Here is a 15,244-nt window from a genome sequence, read left to right as displayed (position 1 = left end):
GAACGCACTTGTCTTCAGGGCTCCGACAGCTGTGGGTAATTTTTCCTCGATTTGCACCAGTACTCCGCCAAGAAAAGCGAAGCCACACTAGCCACTGTTCGCCGCGGCGGCGCCAGCCCTGACGGGAGCCGTCCCGCTTGCCGCGAAACTATCAACACGGTTCCTAACTACCGACACACATTCATCCAGTGTGTCCGTCCGCTGAGCAAGCACTTAGAAGATAGCCATCATGAGGTAGCGATGTTTCTCGGGCAGTGTCCGCACACATGAGACAGTGACCTAGATCGTCAGGACCGACCGAGTGCTTGATGCGACCAGCTGCTATGGCGGGTTCCTGAGCGAATGGAGCGCCCTCGATGACCACACCCGCCAAGCCTCGTGACCTCCTGGCCCACAAGGGGTGGCTCGTGACACCCGCGTTATTCGTGCTTCTGAGCTTGCTGTACATAGTCGGCGTGCCCTGGGTGGTCCTCGCTCTGGACGGGTTCTGGGAGGGGGTTGACCGCCTGGTTGAACACCAGCGCCTCCTGTCCTTCCTCACCGCGCTGTCATGGGCCGTCACCGCCTTGTTCGTCTATCGCCTCTACCGCCTGAGGGTGTGGGACAGGCGTGTATTGTCGGCCCTTAAAGCGGCCAGAGCGCCGTCCGAAGAGGTCCGGCGACTGGGACGCCGCTCTCTTGAGCACCTGGCCCAGAACCCCCACCTTCCCCGCGAAGAGCAGGCATGGCTGTCGGCCCTGCTCGGCGAAGACCACGATGAGCATCCAGAGCAGCGCTTCGGAACCTCCGGCCTGTGAGCGCCACAAAAGGGGACGAATGGATGAACTTTCGGATAGATGATCCCGTCGTCGAGCTGCCGTTGTGGCTGGACCACCTCAATGCATTGGCGCCGGTCGGGACAGTGCTCGCGCTGTTGGTTGCCGCTTACTACTTCTGGCGTACCCACCTGTTGGACAGGCACACCGAGACGCCCCCGGGGCAGTGGGACGCACTAGCCAAGGCGATCGACGGGGCCCTCGACGCCCGCAGTGTTCATCATTTGCAGATCAAGATGCTCGTGCTTGTGTACGCGGCGTCCCAGCACGAGTTCCGATTTAGCGATGCCCAGTTGCTCGCCGACGTCAACGCCGTTCTGGCCCGGCGCATCGTTGCAGGGGAACTGCACTCCGGCCATGCATCGAGCCCTGAGGCCGTCGCTAGACTTACGGCATCCAAGCGGGAGGGGAGAGCGCGACCGGTCTCCGGTGTTCAGGAGAAACGGCGGGGACGGCAGGGCCCGGATTCGCTTGGGGTCATGCGCGTCGTGACGCTCCGACGAGAAGTAGCGTATAGGTCCCAGGAGGAACGCCTGCTGCTCGAGCTGTCCAACGAGCTCGAGCACATCCTTACACCTGGTCTCAGAACCTGATCGGTCGTTGCTGGCTCTCGTCCGGTTGGCTGACCATGCCTGCATAGCCACGAGAAAGCACCAGCGGATGGTCAATAACCGGTTGTGGGAGCTGATTTCCCGGCTGGTCCCGCCCTAATCACCGCCTCGAGGACCAGGTGGTCGGCCTCGGATCGATGACCGGGCCGCCATCGAGGGGGATCCTGTTCGTGCTTCATATCGGGTGCCGGTGGCGGGATCTGCCCCCGGAGCTTGGGTGCGGGTCCGGGCACACCGCGTGGCGGCGGTTGCGCGAGTGGCAGCAGACCGGGGTCTGGCAGCAGCTCCACCGGACCGTGCGCGAGGAGCGGTCCGAGGAGCAAATTTTCGACTGGTCCCGAACCAGCATCGACTTGGTGTCGGTGCAGGCCACAGGGGGAGCTGACCGGGCCCCACCCGACCGACCGCGGGATGCCGGGGACGAAGTACCACCTGCTCACCGACCGAAACGGTCTGCCGCTGCACGTACCGGTATCCGCGGCGAACGTCCACGACAACCGGCTCTTCGAGCCGTTGCTGGAGACCAACCCCAGTGTTCGTCCCCGACGCGGACGTCCAGGACGGTCCCGGCGGCGCCCGGAAAAGCTACACACGGACAAGGGGTGCGACTATCCATGGTGCCGCCGGTACCTGCACCGACGCGGTATCAAGGTCCATATCGCCCGTCGTGGGATCGAGGACAAGAACCACCTGACCCGACACCGCTGGTGGTGGAGCGCACCATCTTTTCGGTGCTGTGCTTCAAGCGACTCGTGCTGCGCTATGACCGCATCACAGGCACGCTGCTACCACCGCTCCTGATCGCTGTCACCCTCATCCACCTCCGCTAGCAGCGCCAGACGACCAGGCGAGACCAGGCGTTAAAACCTCTCATCCTGTATGCCTCGGCCCATACCTACCCCTCACAACACGCCCTCTCAGTCGTCTCTATGCGCCTGTTACCCACATTTTATTGTGAAGGGCTAAATTTCCCCTATCTGAGAATCTCTGGGGCGCTATATATGTACCTGGAGAAGGATTGAGGCGGGCGCCACCACATGTTTGCGGTTCACGCCCATGTGGCGCAGGAACGACGTAATGGAGGTCACAAATCTGATATGGACTTGACCCGCACTTCAGCTTGGAGGATTTTAGTGCATGTCAGCCCATCCTGCCATTTTTTAATGAAAGTGTGGCACGAACCATGAGTGACCCCTTTGCTGAGTATGCTAAATCTGCTGCTGAAGTTTCCCTTAAGGCATTCCTTGATCTAGTCAAAGAGCTAGGATACTTAGAGCGTGTACAACGAAAATTAATGAAAAGACCAAACGAAGCTCGCGTCAAACTTGAGGAGGTTCTCAAGGAGTTGAGTGGAACGTACGCGGCAATCGAAAACGAAGTCAACGAGTTTTTAAAAATTCGAGTGCCCCGTCTGGAGAGTGACGTAGCCACCATGGAAGTTTCGGAAAAGTTACGGAGGCTTACTTCCGGTCAACAAAGAGCTGAGATGCGGAAGGCAAAAGCAAAATGCAAAGAAATATGGAACACCTATAACGAGTTTTTAAAGCCATGGTTTACAAAAGTTTTAAATAAGAAAGAGAATGAGGAACTATTTTACTTATTTCGGCAATTAATGGATGTGGACTCACTTCTGTCGGATGGAATTGACGCCTCAGCCGAATGGCTGAGGTATGAGGCGACACAGGCCTTGTCGCTAGTTGAAAAAGGGGAGTACGAGGCGGCTGACAGGCGTATCCAGGAATCTAAGAAGCGTTGGGCGCCGGTTTCTGATCTCTTAACTGATTCCATGAAACGAATGCATGATTTGAAATCTTCTTTTTCTGAAAAATCTGGCGCAGTCTAGCTCTAGAACTGACAGAGTTTATTGACACGATGGCGCCCGAGTGACAAATCTATTGGGCTCGGTCCGGTGACTGACGCCCGGGTGGTTCCCTGCTACTCACACCATTGCTGGTTGATGTCGGACCTGACTCGTGCCACTTCAGGGATGTTGGCTGACTTCGCTGGTCAGTGTCTTGTGGTGGGGATCGGCAACACACTAAGCGGATGAGTAGGGTCGGGTCGTGGCGTTCGTGCGCTAGGTCCGGACAGCTTCGGGGCGCCGGGGTGGGCGGGACAAGGGTCCTGGAGCACCTGGGGTCAGCGCACACCGAGGCCAAGCTGACCGCGCTGCTGGAGGGCGGCCGGGGTGAAGATGCACCCGGGTTAGGGGAACTCGACATGAGCGCGGGCGTGGTGCCGGCGGCACAGTCGGTAATCACCGGCTTGTGCAACGCGGTACTTTGGCAGGTTCTGACCAGCGCGTACGCCAAGCTGGGGTTCGATGCCCTGGGGGATGAGGCGTTTAAGGCGCTGGTGCTGGCGCGGATTGTGGAACCGGGGAGCAAGGCCGACTAGCTACGGGCCCTGGACGAGCTCGGTGTGCCGCACGCGTCGCTGCGCACGATGTTTCGGTGCCTAGCTCGGGCCCAGCAACGCGGCTACCGCGACCAGATCGCGGCGGCGTGCTTGGCCCACGCCGCCGGTTACGGGGTGTTGTCGCTGATCCTGTACAACGTGACCACTCTCTACGTCGAGGCCGAGCAAGAGGATGAGCTACGCAAGGTCGGTCATTCGAAGGAGTGGCGCGTGGACCTGCAGGTCGTCGGGGAGCTGCTCGTAGACCGGGCCGGGTTCCCCCTGGAAGTGGGGTGTTTTAAGGGCAACAAGGCCGAAGTCGCCACGATCCTGCCGATCATCCAGCAGTTCCAAACAACGTCTTGATGGCAAGCTTAGCTTGCATTCTAAGGGATATAAGAAGTCCCAATGGGAAGAGTCTCGGCTATCGCCGCGACGGGGCATGAAAAGTGCGTAAAATAGCGCCGATTACAGTCACGAGGAGTGCTTGTATTTTTTAGTGTAAAAACTCGACCCAAAGGAGGAAGTGGTCAGAAATTTTCCAGGAGATCTCTTTGCGTGTCATGCCAATCATGACATGAGGAGCAAAATTAAAGAATCCAGCGCGCTGCGAATAAGTCATTGATTGGAGCAATGACGCCCCGGAAGGCGTCGAGAACCAGGCAATCTGATCATAGAAGTGCCGGTTCTGGTCATCATCGAAGATGGTTCTGGGCGCTTTGTTCAGTTCGACTGGTGGCCACAGTCCTTCGGAAACGAACGCCTGGTACAGAGGGTCGTGGATGCGGTCAATGTTGAAGTCCCCGAGCACTAATAAATTTGGGTTCCAGTCATTTTTTCGCTTGGCCCACTCCTGAATCCACTGGGCAAAATTGATAATTTCTGGCAGCCGCTCCATGGCGCTGGCGCCCCACCGGACATGAACGGTGGTCAAGGTGAACTCGGTGTTTCCGCGAATAAATCCAGCCGCATAGGGCGTCCGAGCGAACTGCTCCGAAGGATTCCCTGCGCTAGAGGGCAGCACAATCTCTCCTACTAGCCCGGAGGCCTCCACCCGGGAGGTGTCATATAGAAATGCCAGTCGTTCGCCGTTGCCAGCATCTCCTTCGGTCACGTCCGAGGCAATTACCCGCCATCGAGGTCCTAGATGATTCAGAAGACAGCGAATTGATGCGGGATTACGTCGAACTTCCTGCAAAGCAATGACATCGAAGTGGGAAACGATTTCGGCGATGCACGCGACAGCGTGCCAGTCTCGTTTCGGGGAATCTTTTGGACCAGCCGTCCACTTCGCCGTTAGATTGCCAAAATTTCGCACATTCCAGGTGGCAATAAGTAGGTTATTTGTCGCCTTGGCCGGTATCTCCGTTTTCAGGGCGTTTTGGAGTCGCGTCAAATCATTTCTTACTCCTCCCGGGATCGATTGTTTTATTTTCCAAAGTGCAATTTTTTGGTTTTCGGACTTAAAATGCAAATTGTGCGATACCTTAGAGTGAGTGCGGGTTTTTTGAAGCGGTTCGCCTTCCAAGCAAACGCCGTCGTTTTTGGCGCTCCCTTGCGAATTCTGGGAGGTTTTTTCGGTAGGCTTGCTTTCTTCTTCAAGCGCAATTCCCATCGCGTTTAGCGAAACGCGCCAGATGTCGGGGTGGGGCTCGGAGCCGTCCTGCTCGCGCCAGATGTCGGGGTGGGGCTCGGAGCCGTCCTGCTCGCGCCAGATGTCGGGGTGGGGCTCGGAGCCGTCCTGCTCGCGCCAGATGTCGGGGTGGGGCTCGGAGCCGTCCTGCTCGCGCCAGATGTCGGGGTGGGGCTCGGAGCCGTCCTGCTCGCGCCAGATGTCGGGGTGGGGCTCGGAGCCGTCCTGCTCGCGCCAGATGTCGGGGTGGGGCTCGGAGCCGTCCTGCTCGCGCCAGATGTCGGGGTGGGGCTCGGAGCCGTCCTGCTCGCGCCAGATGTCGGGGTGGGGCTCGGAGCCGTCCTGCTCGCGCCAGATGTCGGGGTGGGGCTCGGAGCCGTCCTGCTCGCGCCAGATGTCGGGGTGGGGCTCGGAGCCGTCCTGCTCGCGCCAGATGTCGGGGTGGGGCTCGGAGCCGTCCTGCTCGCGCCAGATGTCAGGGTGGGGGCCCTCTCCATCGTCACTTAGCGCGATCGTCACTTCACTCTGCACGTTGTCCTCGACATCGACAAATGCCACACCGCTACCACCCTGAGGATCTAGGGCGCGCAGTCCCCAACGTCCTGCGCTCAAGTGGTCGAATGCAAACCATCCATCGGAGTCGCTTATTGCTGCCACATCAGCATGCCTAGCGGGGCCTTCAATGATCATGACAGTGACGTCCGGGACGGCTTTTTGATCGCGCATGACATAACCGCTCAAATTTCCACTCACCTCGACACCCTTCTTTTTCGACGAAGGCAGCGGACGGTCCTTGAAAGGACCGCCCGCTGCGTGAGGGTGCGCCCTAGAGCCGACTCCATGCTGCTAGTTGTTGCGCCACCGAATCGGTAATTCGAGTCGCTGAGTTTTCGGTTGTGGATCCGTAGTTATGGATGCCCACCGCAACGCGGACCCCATTATGCTTGATATATATGCACGTTCCACTGCACCCGGCTGCTGTATCATGGGCGTAAGCTATTGTCTTGGGGCCAACCGTCTTAATTTTTCGAGCTGTGCCCCAGAGTTCAGCGAAGGGTTTGTCGCCAGGATAACCGGCTAGTACTGCAGTCTTCGCTACCAATTCCTGAGGGCTCAGGGGTCGGATAGCAAAGGTGCCAGGAGCACCATCCCCAAATGATCCCGCTGGTAGAACTATGCAGCCATAGTCGCTTTCCGGCCTCCTGCCATTGACCCAGCCGCCAACGGAACGAAATTGCGATGACTCAACTGAACCATAGGGCTTCGCCGATCCATTAGCGCCAGGGATCACTTCAACCTTGCGTGCCCAGCCGCCCTGATTGTGTAAATAGACACAATGTCCGGCCGTTGCAACTGTGCGTTTCCCGATGAAGAATCCGGAGCCCCGGTAAACCGCTCCCGTCGGAAATGTAATGCGTAATGCGCAGAGCTTCCGCCATGGAATGGCTGATGTATTTGAGATGCGGACACGGTCATCGGCGCCCAGGACCACTTCCAAAACCGCGACTGCTTCGGTCACAACAGCCTCGTCTGCTGCTTCCATGCCGCTCTCACCGCCAGGGCGCGCTTGCATCGTTTTTAGCAACTGCGCGATCTGTGCCAGCAGTGCAGCTGTGCTACCAGGGGGCCGTATGCCGGCCCCTGTGGACGGAGCTGGCATACGGCCAATGACGCGTCTTGCTCGGGGCGATAGCCTGCCCGCGATGCCTTTGGCGATCATGGGTCCGACTGTCGAGGCCAGGGTCGGGACGAGCGACGCGAGAATCGGCAAAAATTCAGCATTATTACCGCTCGCTACTGCTCCAGCTTCAACCAACCCAGTGTCTGTTGGAGCTGATTCGGTGTTGACAAGTGTCGACTCTTCAAAGCCTTCGATGCCCCGTAGATCGGATACTGCGCTTTCTTCGCCTGATTCGGCCGCCGCTAGTTGCGACTCCGTCGCATCGATGAACTCGCCCGCTGATTCTCCGGCATATGTAACTTCCTGATCCGGGCCCGCTGTTGCAATTGACTCGTTATTTGAGCTAGTGGTCGGATCCTGTCCTGCGGATTCGACGGTGGAAACCTCGCTTCCCGTCTCAGTGGGTTGGCTCGTAGTCTTGGTGGCGCCTTTGCCGTCGCCAGATCCACCCCCAAGCCAATCAAACGACGTGCCTCCAGAGGGCTTGGAAGCGGTTTGTTGGGTACCTTTATCAGATGAAACCAGATCGTCATCGCTCATGGCTAAGCTCCTTATCTACGTTGTGTAAAAAAGTGACTCGCTAATTGATATTAGGGGATACATCATGAGTATGAGATAGGAGTTGTCGGACGGTCAAGGCTGCCGGTTGGGAACATGTGTAATAATAGGCCCTAAATCACATGCATATAAATACTGTACTGTTTAGTATTATGAGCCCAGGCTGACTTCTTAACTATAGGGAAGCATTGTTTATTCGAAAAACGTAGTAGTACTTACGTCTGGTCTCACAAGCCGGTCACCTGGCGGAGCCAGCGGATATTGGTGAGTGTGATGGCGAGCAGGAGCAACAGCAGCAGCGTGGTTGCGGTGCGGTCACAGCGGATTCCGAGGTGCTTGAACTGCAGCGGCCAGGGAATCGTCCGCGCCATCACCCAGCGGTGCCGGCCCAGATGGGTTTTGACCTCGATCCCACGACGAGCGATACGCACTTTAATGCCGCGTCAGTGCAGATAGCGGCGGCACCGGGGATAGTCATATCCCTTGTCCGCATGCTGCTTCTCCGGTTTGCGCGTGGGACCACTCAGGGCGCCCTCGTCGGCCATGTACTGCCGGGCCGGCCTCCAACGGCGGCTCGAAGAGCTTGCTGTCGTGGACGTTTGCCGCCGAGGCCAACCCATGCAGTGGCGTACCGTTTCGGTCGGTGAGCAGGTGGTACTTCGCGCCCGGTTTGCCACGCTGGGTGAGGTAGGGCCCGGTCAGCTCGCTCCCCCCTTCGGGGCGGACGGACACCGAGTCGATGCTGGCTCGGGACCAGTCCAGGATCTACTCTTTGGACAGCCCCTGGAGCATGGCCCGGTCCAGGTGCTCCCCGACTGTGGCCCCCCTGCTAGTCGCGTAGCCGCCAAGCGGTGTGCCCGGACCCGCAACCCAACGTCAGGAGCAGGTCCCGCCACCGACACGCGGCGTACAACACGAAGAGAATGCTCTCCAAAGCGGCCCGGTCATCGATCCAAGGTCGACCACCCGGGCCTCGTGGCGGTGGCTGGGGCGGGATGAGCGGGAAGATCAGCTTCCACAGCCGGTCATCGACCATCCACGGGTGCTTGCGTGTGGCCATGCAGGCATGGTCCACCCTCGCCGGTTCGTGAGCAACGACCGATCAGGTTTGAGACCAGGTGTTAACCGTCAACAGCACTGAATTGAGAGCGCCTCGCGCTTGCCCGTGAAGTGCGTCAGCGCAGTGCCACTGAGATCACCAGGCCGGTGTGGTGGTGGAGCACGATGACTTCCTGGCCGGAGGTGAAGTCCCACACTCGCGGACTCCTCGCGACTCCACGAAATCAGCGGCACACCATTCATCAGCCTGCTGGGCTTGCAGCTTCTCGATGTTTTCGAGCGCACAGTCCGCCGCGAGCAACTCGGTGCAGACGTCAGCGAGTTCGTTCAGGCGCAGCGGGACCGACCCGCTCTCCGTCTGCGGTCGGCCTTCCTTCTTCGCTCGGGTCCATCCAGCCAAGAAGTCCTTGGCCGGAGGCGAGGTGATCTCGACGGTGCCTCGCGTTCGGCCGTCATCATTCACCCAAGAGCCATCGGGCATCTTGTCGCCGTCGGCGGCGTCCGCGAGCCTGCTGTCGACGTCAAGGACCTGTTCCATGACCAGGAACGCAATCTCTTCTTTGCGGCGTGCTTTCGCGCCGGCACCGTTGCTCATGCCTAGGTTGCATCACATCTTCGTGGCCACGAGGCATACGGGCTCAGGCTGAGCCTAGGGAATCGATCGTTGGCTGTGAATTGACCAGCCACCCGTGTGCAGCGGTGATCATGCGCTCTTTCGGTAGGTTGCCTTGAACACAGACTCGGCGAGCCATCGCTTGAAGCTGCTGTTGTCCTGGAACTCTTTGAAGAGCTGGGTGTCATCGGCGATGAGTCGAAGCATCACCTGGCTGAGCGCCCGGTCACTCTCGACGCGGGCGTTCACCGGATCGTCGTTTGTCTGTGCGTTCCGGTAGGCCTCGTCCTCGGACACGAGCCGCGGGATCTCCTCGGTGATGAAGCGTTCGACCCGGTCGGCATCGTTCCATTCGATGTTGCCGAAGTAATCGTTGAAGCTCCTCACGATCGCCGAGAGCCTTTCAAGCTCCGGGTCCGTGCGGTGTCCGCCACCGGCGGCCGGGACAGGGTCGAGAGCGCCGTCCTCGTCGTCGAGCACAATTTTCATCGCGTTGAGCTTCTCGGCGCGATACGACTCCAAGTCGATGTTCTCGAGGATCCCGGCGGCGAGGTCTTCTTCCTTGGGGGCTGGAAGCTTGGGGACGAGATGGTTGAGGAAGATGGAACGCTTCTCCCACTCAGCGCTGCCGTACGGCAGCACCGTGGACAGGAAGTTGTAGGTTCGCAGGAAAGCCTTCGCATTGCCTTTGAACGACACCTGGTCGTCCTCGTCGGGAAGCTCAACGTACTTGGCGACACAGACGTCGAGCAGCGGGTCGAGGCGGTCACGGGATTCCCCCGCCAGATAACGGCGGACGAACTCATCGACGTGCTCGATCGTGTAGATGCCGAATGCGTTGAGGTCGTTGACGAGATCATGCAGCCTGTTGGCATCCGTCTCTTCTGCCAGCACCGTCGTACGGTAGTACGGCTCGAACGCCCGCTGGATGTCGTCGGCGTCATTGGCGAAGTCGAGCACGAAGGTGTCGTGCTTGGCCGGGTGCGCTCGGTTGAGCCGCGACAGCGTCTGCACAGCCAGTACGCCAGACAGAGTCTTGTCGACGTACATCGTGTGAAGAAGCGGCTCGTCATAGCCGGTCTGGAACTTGTTCGCGACGACAAGAACCCGATGTGGATCGGTCTTCACCTGCTCGGCGATCGCGCTGGACGGGAAGCCGTTCAGGCTGGCCTCCGTCACCTTCATGCCCTTGTACTCGTGCTCACCGGAGAACGCGATGACCACCCGGTACGGGCTATTTCGCGCAGAAAGCGCATCACGGATCGCATGGAAGTACTGAATGCACCTTGGGATTGATGAGGTCACGACCATCGCTCGCGCCTCGCCGCCGATCTTGCGCTTCGCGACCACCTGAGCGAGGAAATGCTCGACCATGATGCTGGCCTTCTGCCCGATCGCGTGCTCGTTGCCCTCGACGTAAGCGCGGAGCTTCTTCGAGGCGCGCTTGGCGTCGAACTCGGGATCGTCCTCGACGGTCTTCATAAGCTTGTAGTAGCTGCCGACCGGCGTGTAATTGGCGAGGACATCGACGATGAAGCCTTCTTGGATCGCCTGTTTCATCGTGTACGAGTGGAATGGCCGGAAGCCGGTACCCCCGTCCGCGTTAGGGGCTGGATCCCCAAACATCTCGAGCGTCTTGTTCTTCGGCGTGGCGGTGAACGCGAAATAGCTCGCGTTCGTCAGGAACTTTTTGCCTTCGATGATCCGGTTGATCCGGTCCTCGACAGAGTCCTCTTCGTCGACTTCGACGCCGCCGAGCGCATGCGAGACTGCTGCGGAGGTCTTCGAGCCCTGGGAGGAGTGCGCCTCATCGATGATGATCGCGAAGGTCCGGTCGCGGTGATCCGAGCCGATGTCACCCAAAATGTACGGGAACTTCTGCACGGTGGTGACGATGATCTTCTTGCCCGCCGTAATCGCCAGCCGAAGATCTCCAGACCGGTCGGCGTGGACCACAGTAGATCCAACCTGCAGGAACGACTTGATGGTCTGAGTGAGCTGGTCGTCGAGGATGATGCGATCAGTCACCACGATGATCGAGTCGAACGCGATACGACCAGCGTGCGTGGCCTCGGTGAGCTGGTGAGTCAACCAGGCGATCGAGTTCGATTTGCCGCTACCCGCAGAGTGCTGGATGAGATAACGGCGACCCACGCCATGCGCTTCGACATCGGCGAGCAGCCGGCGCACCACGTCGAGCTGGTGGTACCGGGGGAAGATGGCCTTTGATACCTTCTTGCCGGTCCTCGAGTTCTTCTCGACGACGACTTGGGCGTAGTTCTCGATGATGCCTGCGAGACTCTGCGGCGCGAGCACGCGCCGCCACAGGTAGTCTGTCATGACCCCATCAGGATTCGGTGGGTTCCCCGCACCGTCGTTGAAGCCCTGGTCAAAGGGCAGGAACCACGACGAAGCCCCCTTGAGCTCCGTGCAGAACCGTGCGCGCTGGTCGTCCAGCGCGAAGTGCGCGATTGTCCGTCCGAACGCGAACAGTGGCTCACGAGGATCACGGTCGCGCTGGTACTGCTGCACCGCATCTTCCACGGTCTGGTTCGTGAAGTTGTTCTTCAGTTCGAACGTGAACACCGGCAAACCGTTGACGAACGCCACGAGGTCGATGGCGTCGCCGGTGTTGCTGACGCTGTGGTGCACCTGTCGGGTGATGACGAACCGGTTTGCCTCGAACAGGTGAGCAGCCTTCTCATTGCCTACCGCAGGTATCGGGTAGTACAGGTCAAGGTGGAGGCCAAGGTGATCGATGCCGTTGCGCAGCGCATGAACGACGCCCCTCCGGGTGATCTCTCCCTGCAACCGGGCGAGGAACTTATGGCGCGTGGGAGAGTCGGTCGCGAGGCCGAGCGGTTCAAAGAGATCGGGCTGAGTCGCCTCAATGAACGCTACGAAATGGCCGAGGTCGAGCGCGTAGGACGCGGCGTAGTCGCCCGATGCACCCTCGGTCCAGCCACCTTCTCTCATCTGGGCGACGATGAGCGTCTCCAGGCTCTCCTCATTGAGTCGCCGTACGTTCACGCTTCGCTCCCGACCAATGCTTCCTCGAGATCATCCTCAAGCTCAACGATCGGGTGCTCGAACGATCTGGGCGCATCATCGGCCAGGGTCGCTGCGATCGCCCTAACATCAACCTGACCCGTCACCACGTCGGCAACAAGGCGTGTACGGAACTCTTGCAGTAACGATATTTCGCGGAGAAGTTTGACCGAGATTTGGGTGAACTCGGCATTAATCGATTCCATCTTCCGGACGACCTCCCGCTGGATACCGAGGTCTGGCACTGGCACGCGTAGGCCCCGAACATCTGCACCATTAAGCTTGTACGTGCCCACCGCCGTGCGACTGGTTTCCTCAATCTGCTGTCTAACAGCTGGGGAGTTCAACGCTGAAACGATGAACTGGCGGTCAACTCCAGCTCGAAACCGAATCCGCATTAATAGATCGGGGTAGATCCGATCCGGCATGTCAGCAGGAACCAGAGCTGCACGACCCACAAGCTTGCGATTTCCGTTCCCGCGTACAAGAAGGACATCACCGGCACGCAACGCATACCTACCGAGATCCCGAACGGCTTCTCTCTCCACGTACTTGATGTCAGACTCTCGGACGTCAACGACACCATCCCGAATGACCGAGATGCTGAACGTTTGAAGATCTCCACGCTCGGAGCTCTCGGGGGAGACACCGTTGGTCGGACCTTCCCAAATCACGCTGGCCAAGCGTCGCTCCATGCGCAGGCCATCGAATATTGCCGCACGTTGGACGGTGGCCTGCTCGTCAAGAAGGGCGATGAGGCGGCGCTTGGCGGCGATGGCCTTATTGATGCGGGCGTTCGCGTGGACGAGGTATTTAGAAATCGCAACCTGGTGCTCCAGCGGAGGCACCGGCACGAGTAGGTTTCGCAAAGACGGATAATGGAGGTCTCGCTGAATGTCTCCGACGCCGCGCGATGCCATAACAAACTGGTTCACCATGACCGGCGCGCGGAACAGGTGCGTTCCGTATTGAGCAGTGATAGTAGACGAGTTTCGCCATATCACGTACGCCGGGCTGATGATCCCGTGGTGGGCCGATACGCCAACGGAACCGCGCCATGCCTGTTGGTTATTCAGTACCAGGTCGCCCGGCCGGACTACCTGGTACGCGTCGAGCCGCTCACTAGGTGCGTGCACGCGCCGTCCACCTTCGGCATATGGAATGACACCCCTGTCTAGGTAGACGGACAAAAGCGGCAAATCCGGGCAACCAGTTTCCCTGACCTGTTGTCCAATGGATGCGAACCGGCTCCAACGCCACGTGGTGGGAAGTCGCGGCAGCCTCGATTTCGATGCCACTTGATAGGCCTCGTAGCGCGGCAAATCGCGGAACATCACTCCACGCCCGCGATCTCGGTAATCAAGTCGTCGGTCTCGGTTTCGAGCGCGCGGATGTCCGCTTGGATTTCGGCCAGGGTGCGCATCGGCGCGGGCTTGTAGAAGTAGCGGATGAAGGAGATCTCGTAGCCCATCTTCGTCTTCGACTCATCGATCCACGCGTCCGGAGCGTACGGCGCGACCTCGCGGCGGAAGAATGCCTCGATGCCGTCGGCGTAGTCACCCACTGGTTCGGTCAGCGGGACTTGCTCAGTGTCGCGAAGCTCAGTGTCGGGTTCGTACTCCACCACGCGCTTTCGCCCGTCGATGATCACTTCGTACCGGCCGTGGAGCGGGTCGGGCACGGCAGCGTGTGGAAGCGCCTTCTTGATGACAGGCGGCGCTACCTCGTCGCGTACGCCATCCTCCTTGAGCTGCTTGATCTCTTTCGCCGTGTAGACGCGGTTCGGGTCCACCCCGACAATGCGCAGCGGTCGTTCAACGGTGATTTTGTGGTAGCCAAAGTCGGCTCCGTCGAACACTTTGGAGCGATCAGTGTCGTCGTACTGGTCGAAGGCCGTGAAGGCTTCGAGCACCTTGTCGGCGTCAGCAGCGCTGACTTCGACGCCCTTCTCGCCGAGGTTTTTTCGGAGCGGCGTGCACCATCCGGTGGCATCGATTAGCTGGACCTTGCCCTTGCGGCGCTCTTCCTTGCGGTTGGAAAGTACCCAGACGTAGGTCGCGATACCGGTGTTGTAGAACATCTTGAGCGGCAGTGCGACGATCGCCTCGAGCCAGTCGTTCTCAATGATCCAGCGGCGGATGTTGCTTTCGCCTTGCCCCGCATCGCCGGTGAACAGCGAAGACCCGTTGTGGACCGACGCGATTCGGGAGCCCAGATCGGTGCCCTGCTTCATCTTCGAGATCAGGTTCGCCAGGAACATCATTTGCCCGTCGCTGCTGCGCGTGACGAGCGAGTACTCGCTGTCGCCGTCGTGCGTGACGACGAAGCGCGGGTCGATGATCTTCTTCGCGCCTCCGAGGCGGTCCTGGTCGGTCTTCCAGCTCTTGCCGTAAGGCGGATTCGAGAGCATAAAGTCGAACTCTTGGCCAGCGAAGGCATCATTCGAGAGCGTCGAGTACTCCGGGCCACCGACGATGTTGTCGGCGGCCTTGCCGTCGCCCTTGAGGATCAGGTCTGCTTTGGCGATAGCGTAGGTCTCGGCGTTGATTTCCTGCCCATACAGGTGGGTGGATACCTTCTTACCTGATGGCTCCGTGAGATGGCGCAGCGTCTCCTCGGCGACAGTCAGCATGCCACCGGTGCCCATCGCGCCGTCATAGAGACGGTATGTGCCCGAAGGGATCGTGTCGGCGATCGGCTCGAACATCAGCCGGGTCATCAGTCTCACGGCATCGCGCGGGGTCCAGTGCTCACCGGCCTCTTCGTTGTTCTCCTCGTTGAAGCGGCGCACGAGCTCCTCGAAGACAGTGCCCATGCCGTGGTTGTCGA

9 protein-coding genes and 3 pseudogenes are annotated in these 15,244 nt (G+C 59.5%); 5 read left to right on the top strand and 7 right to left on the bottom strand.

The genetic code is table 11. The annotated features are described in order from the left end of the window. Positions 1–356 precede the first annotated feature (356 nt). The 5 genes and pseudogenes from ACYSMR_RS02865 to ACYSMR_RS02845 all read left to right on the top strand — a co-directional run. A complete protein-coding gene (locus tag ACYSMR_RS02865) occupies positions 357–797 on the top strand; it encodes a hypothetical protein (protein WP_461747337.1) in 441 nt (146 codons plus the stop codon). After that, positions 794–1,408: a hypothetical protein gene (locus tag ACYSMR_RS02860; protein WP_461747336.1), complete on the top strand. Its 615-nt coding sequence runs from the start codon at positions 794–796 to the stop codon at positions 1,406–1,408. Before ACYSMR_RS02865 ends, ACYSMR_RS02860 begins: the two co-directional genes overlap by 4 nt. Before the next feature lie 67 nt (positions 1,409–1,475). Beyond that, positions 1,476–2,256, top strand: a pseudogene (locus tag ACYSMR_RS02855) (IS5 family transposase). Positions 2,257–2,597: 341 nt separating this feature from the next. Continuing rightward, a complete protein-coding gene (locus tag ACYSMR_RS02850; RefSeq protein ID WP_461747335.1) occupies positions 2,598–3,269 on the top strand; it encodes a hypothetical protein in 672 nt (223 codons plus the stop codon). A 203-nt stretch (positions 3,270–3,472) separates the two neighbouring features. Beyond that, a pseudogene (locus tag ACYSMR_RS02845) lies at positions 3,473–4,177 on the top strand (IS1634 family transposase); the annotation flags it as partial. A gap of 142 nt (positions 4,178–4,319) precedes the next feature. Here the strand turns inward: ACYSMR_RS02845 and ACYSMR_RS02840 are convergent. The 7 genes and pseudogenes from ACYSMR_RS02840 to ACYSMR_RS02810 all read right to left on the bottom strand — a co-directional run bounded on the left by ACYSMR_RS02840 (position 4,320) and on the right by ACYSMR_RS02810 (position 15,230). Beyond that, positions 4,320–6,197 (bottom strand): endonuclease/exonuclease/phosphatase family protein, encoded by a 1,878-nt coding sequence (locus ACYSMR_RS02840; protein WP_461747334.1) that lies wholly within the window; start codon positions 6,195–6,197, stop codon positions 4,320–4,322. 85 nt (positions 6,198–6,282) lie between these two features. After that, positions 6,283–7,677: a trypsin-like serine peptidase gene (locus ACYSMR_RS02835; RefSeq protein WP_461747333.1), complete on the bottom strand. Its 1,395-nt coding sequence runs from the start codon at positions 7,675–7,677 to the stop codon at positions 6,283–6,285. 245 nt (positions 7,678–7,922) lie between these two features. Further along, a pseudogene (locus ACYSMR_RS02830) lies at positions 7,923–8,755 on the bottom strand (IS5 family transposase). Positions 8,756–8,890: 135 nt separating this feature from the next. Then, positions 8,891–9,349, bottom strand: coding sequence for a hypothetical protein (locus tag ACYSMR_RS02825; RefSeq protein ID WP_461747332.1), 459 nt, complete (start codon positions 9,347–9,349; stop codon positions 8,891–8,893). Between the two features lie 108 nt (positions 9,350–9,457). Next, positions 9,458–12,397, bottom strand: coding sequence for a type I restriction endonuclease subunit R (locus ACYSMR_RS02820; protein ID WP_461747331.1), 2,940 nt, complete (start codon positions 12,395–12,397; stop codon positions 9,458–9,460). Beyond that, on the bottom strand, positions 12,394–13,749 hold the full coding sequence (locus tag ACYSMR_RS02815; RefSeq protein WP_461747330.1) for a restriction endonuclease subunit S: 1,356 nt from the start codon (positions 13,747–13,749) through the stop codon (positions 12,394–12,396). The genes ACYSMR_RS02820 and ACYSMR_RS02815 overlap by 4 nt, the downstream gene beginning before the upstream one ends. Further along, positions 13,749–15,230, bottom strand: a complete 1,482-nt coding sequence (locus tag ACYSMR_RS02810) for an HsdM family class I SAM-dependent methyltransferase (protein WP_461747329.1) — start codon at positions 15,228–15,230, stop codon at positions 13,749–13,751. The genes ACYSMR_RS02815 and ACYSMR_RS02810 overlap by 1 nt, the downstream gene beginning before the upstream one ends. Positions 15,231–15,244 lie beyond the last annotated feature (14 nt).

The organism is Kocuria sp. U4B (genome assembly GCF_054875615.1).
The sequence above is the reverse complement of the archived record's forward strand: the minus strand, read 5'-3'. Positions and strand labels throughout refer to the sequence as shown.

Bases quoted from the DNA above. Each gene is read 5' to 3' on its own strand.
- ACYSMR_RS02865 (WP_461747337.1), top strand. From the start codon at position 357: ATGACCACACCCGCCAAGCCTCGTGACCTCCTGGCCCACAAGGGGTGG.
- ACYSMR_RS02835 (WP_461747333.1), bottom strand. From the start codon at position 7,677: ATGAGCGATGACGATCTGGTTTCATCTGATAAAGGTACCCAACAAACC.
- ACYSMR_RS02825 (WP_461747332.1), bottom strand. From the start codon at position 9,349: ATGAGCAACGGTGCCGGCGCGAAAGCACGCCGCAAAGAAGAGATTGCG.
- ACYSMR_RS02815 (WP_461747330.1), bottom strand. From the start codon at position 13,749: ATGTTCCGCGATTTGCCGCGCTACGAGGCCTATCAAGTGGCATCGAAA.
- ACYSMR_RS02810 (WP_461747329.1), bottom strand. From the start codon at position 15,230: ATGGGCACTGTCTTCGAGGAGCTCGTGCGCCGCTTCAACGAGGAGAAC.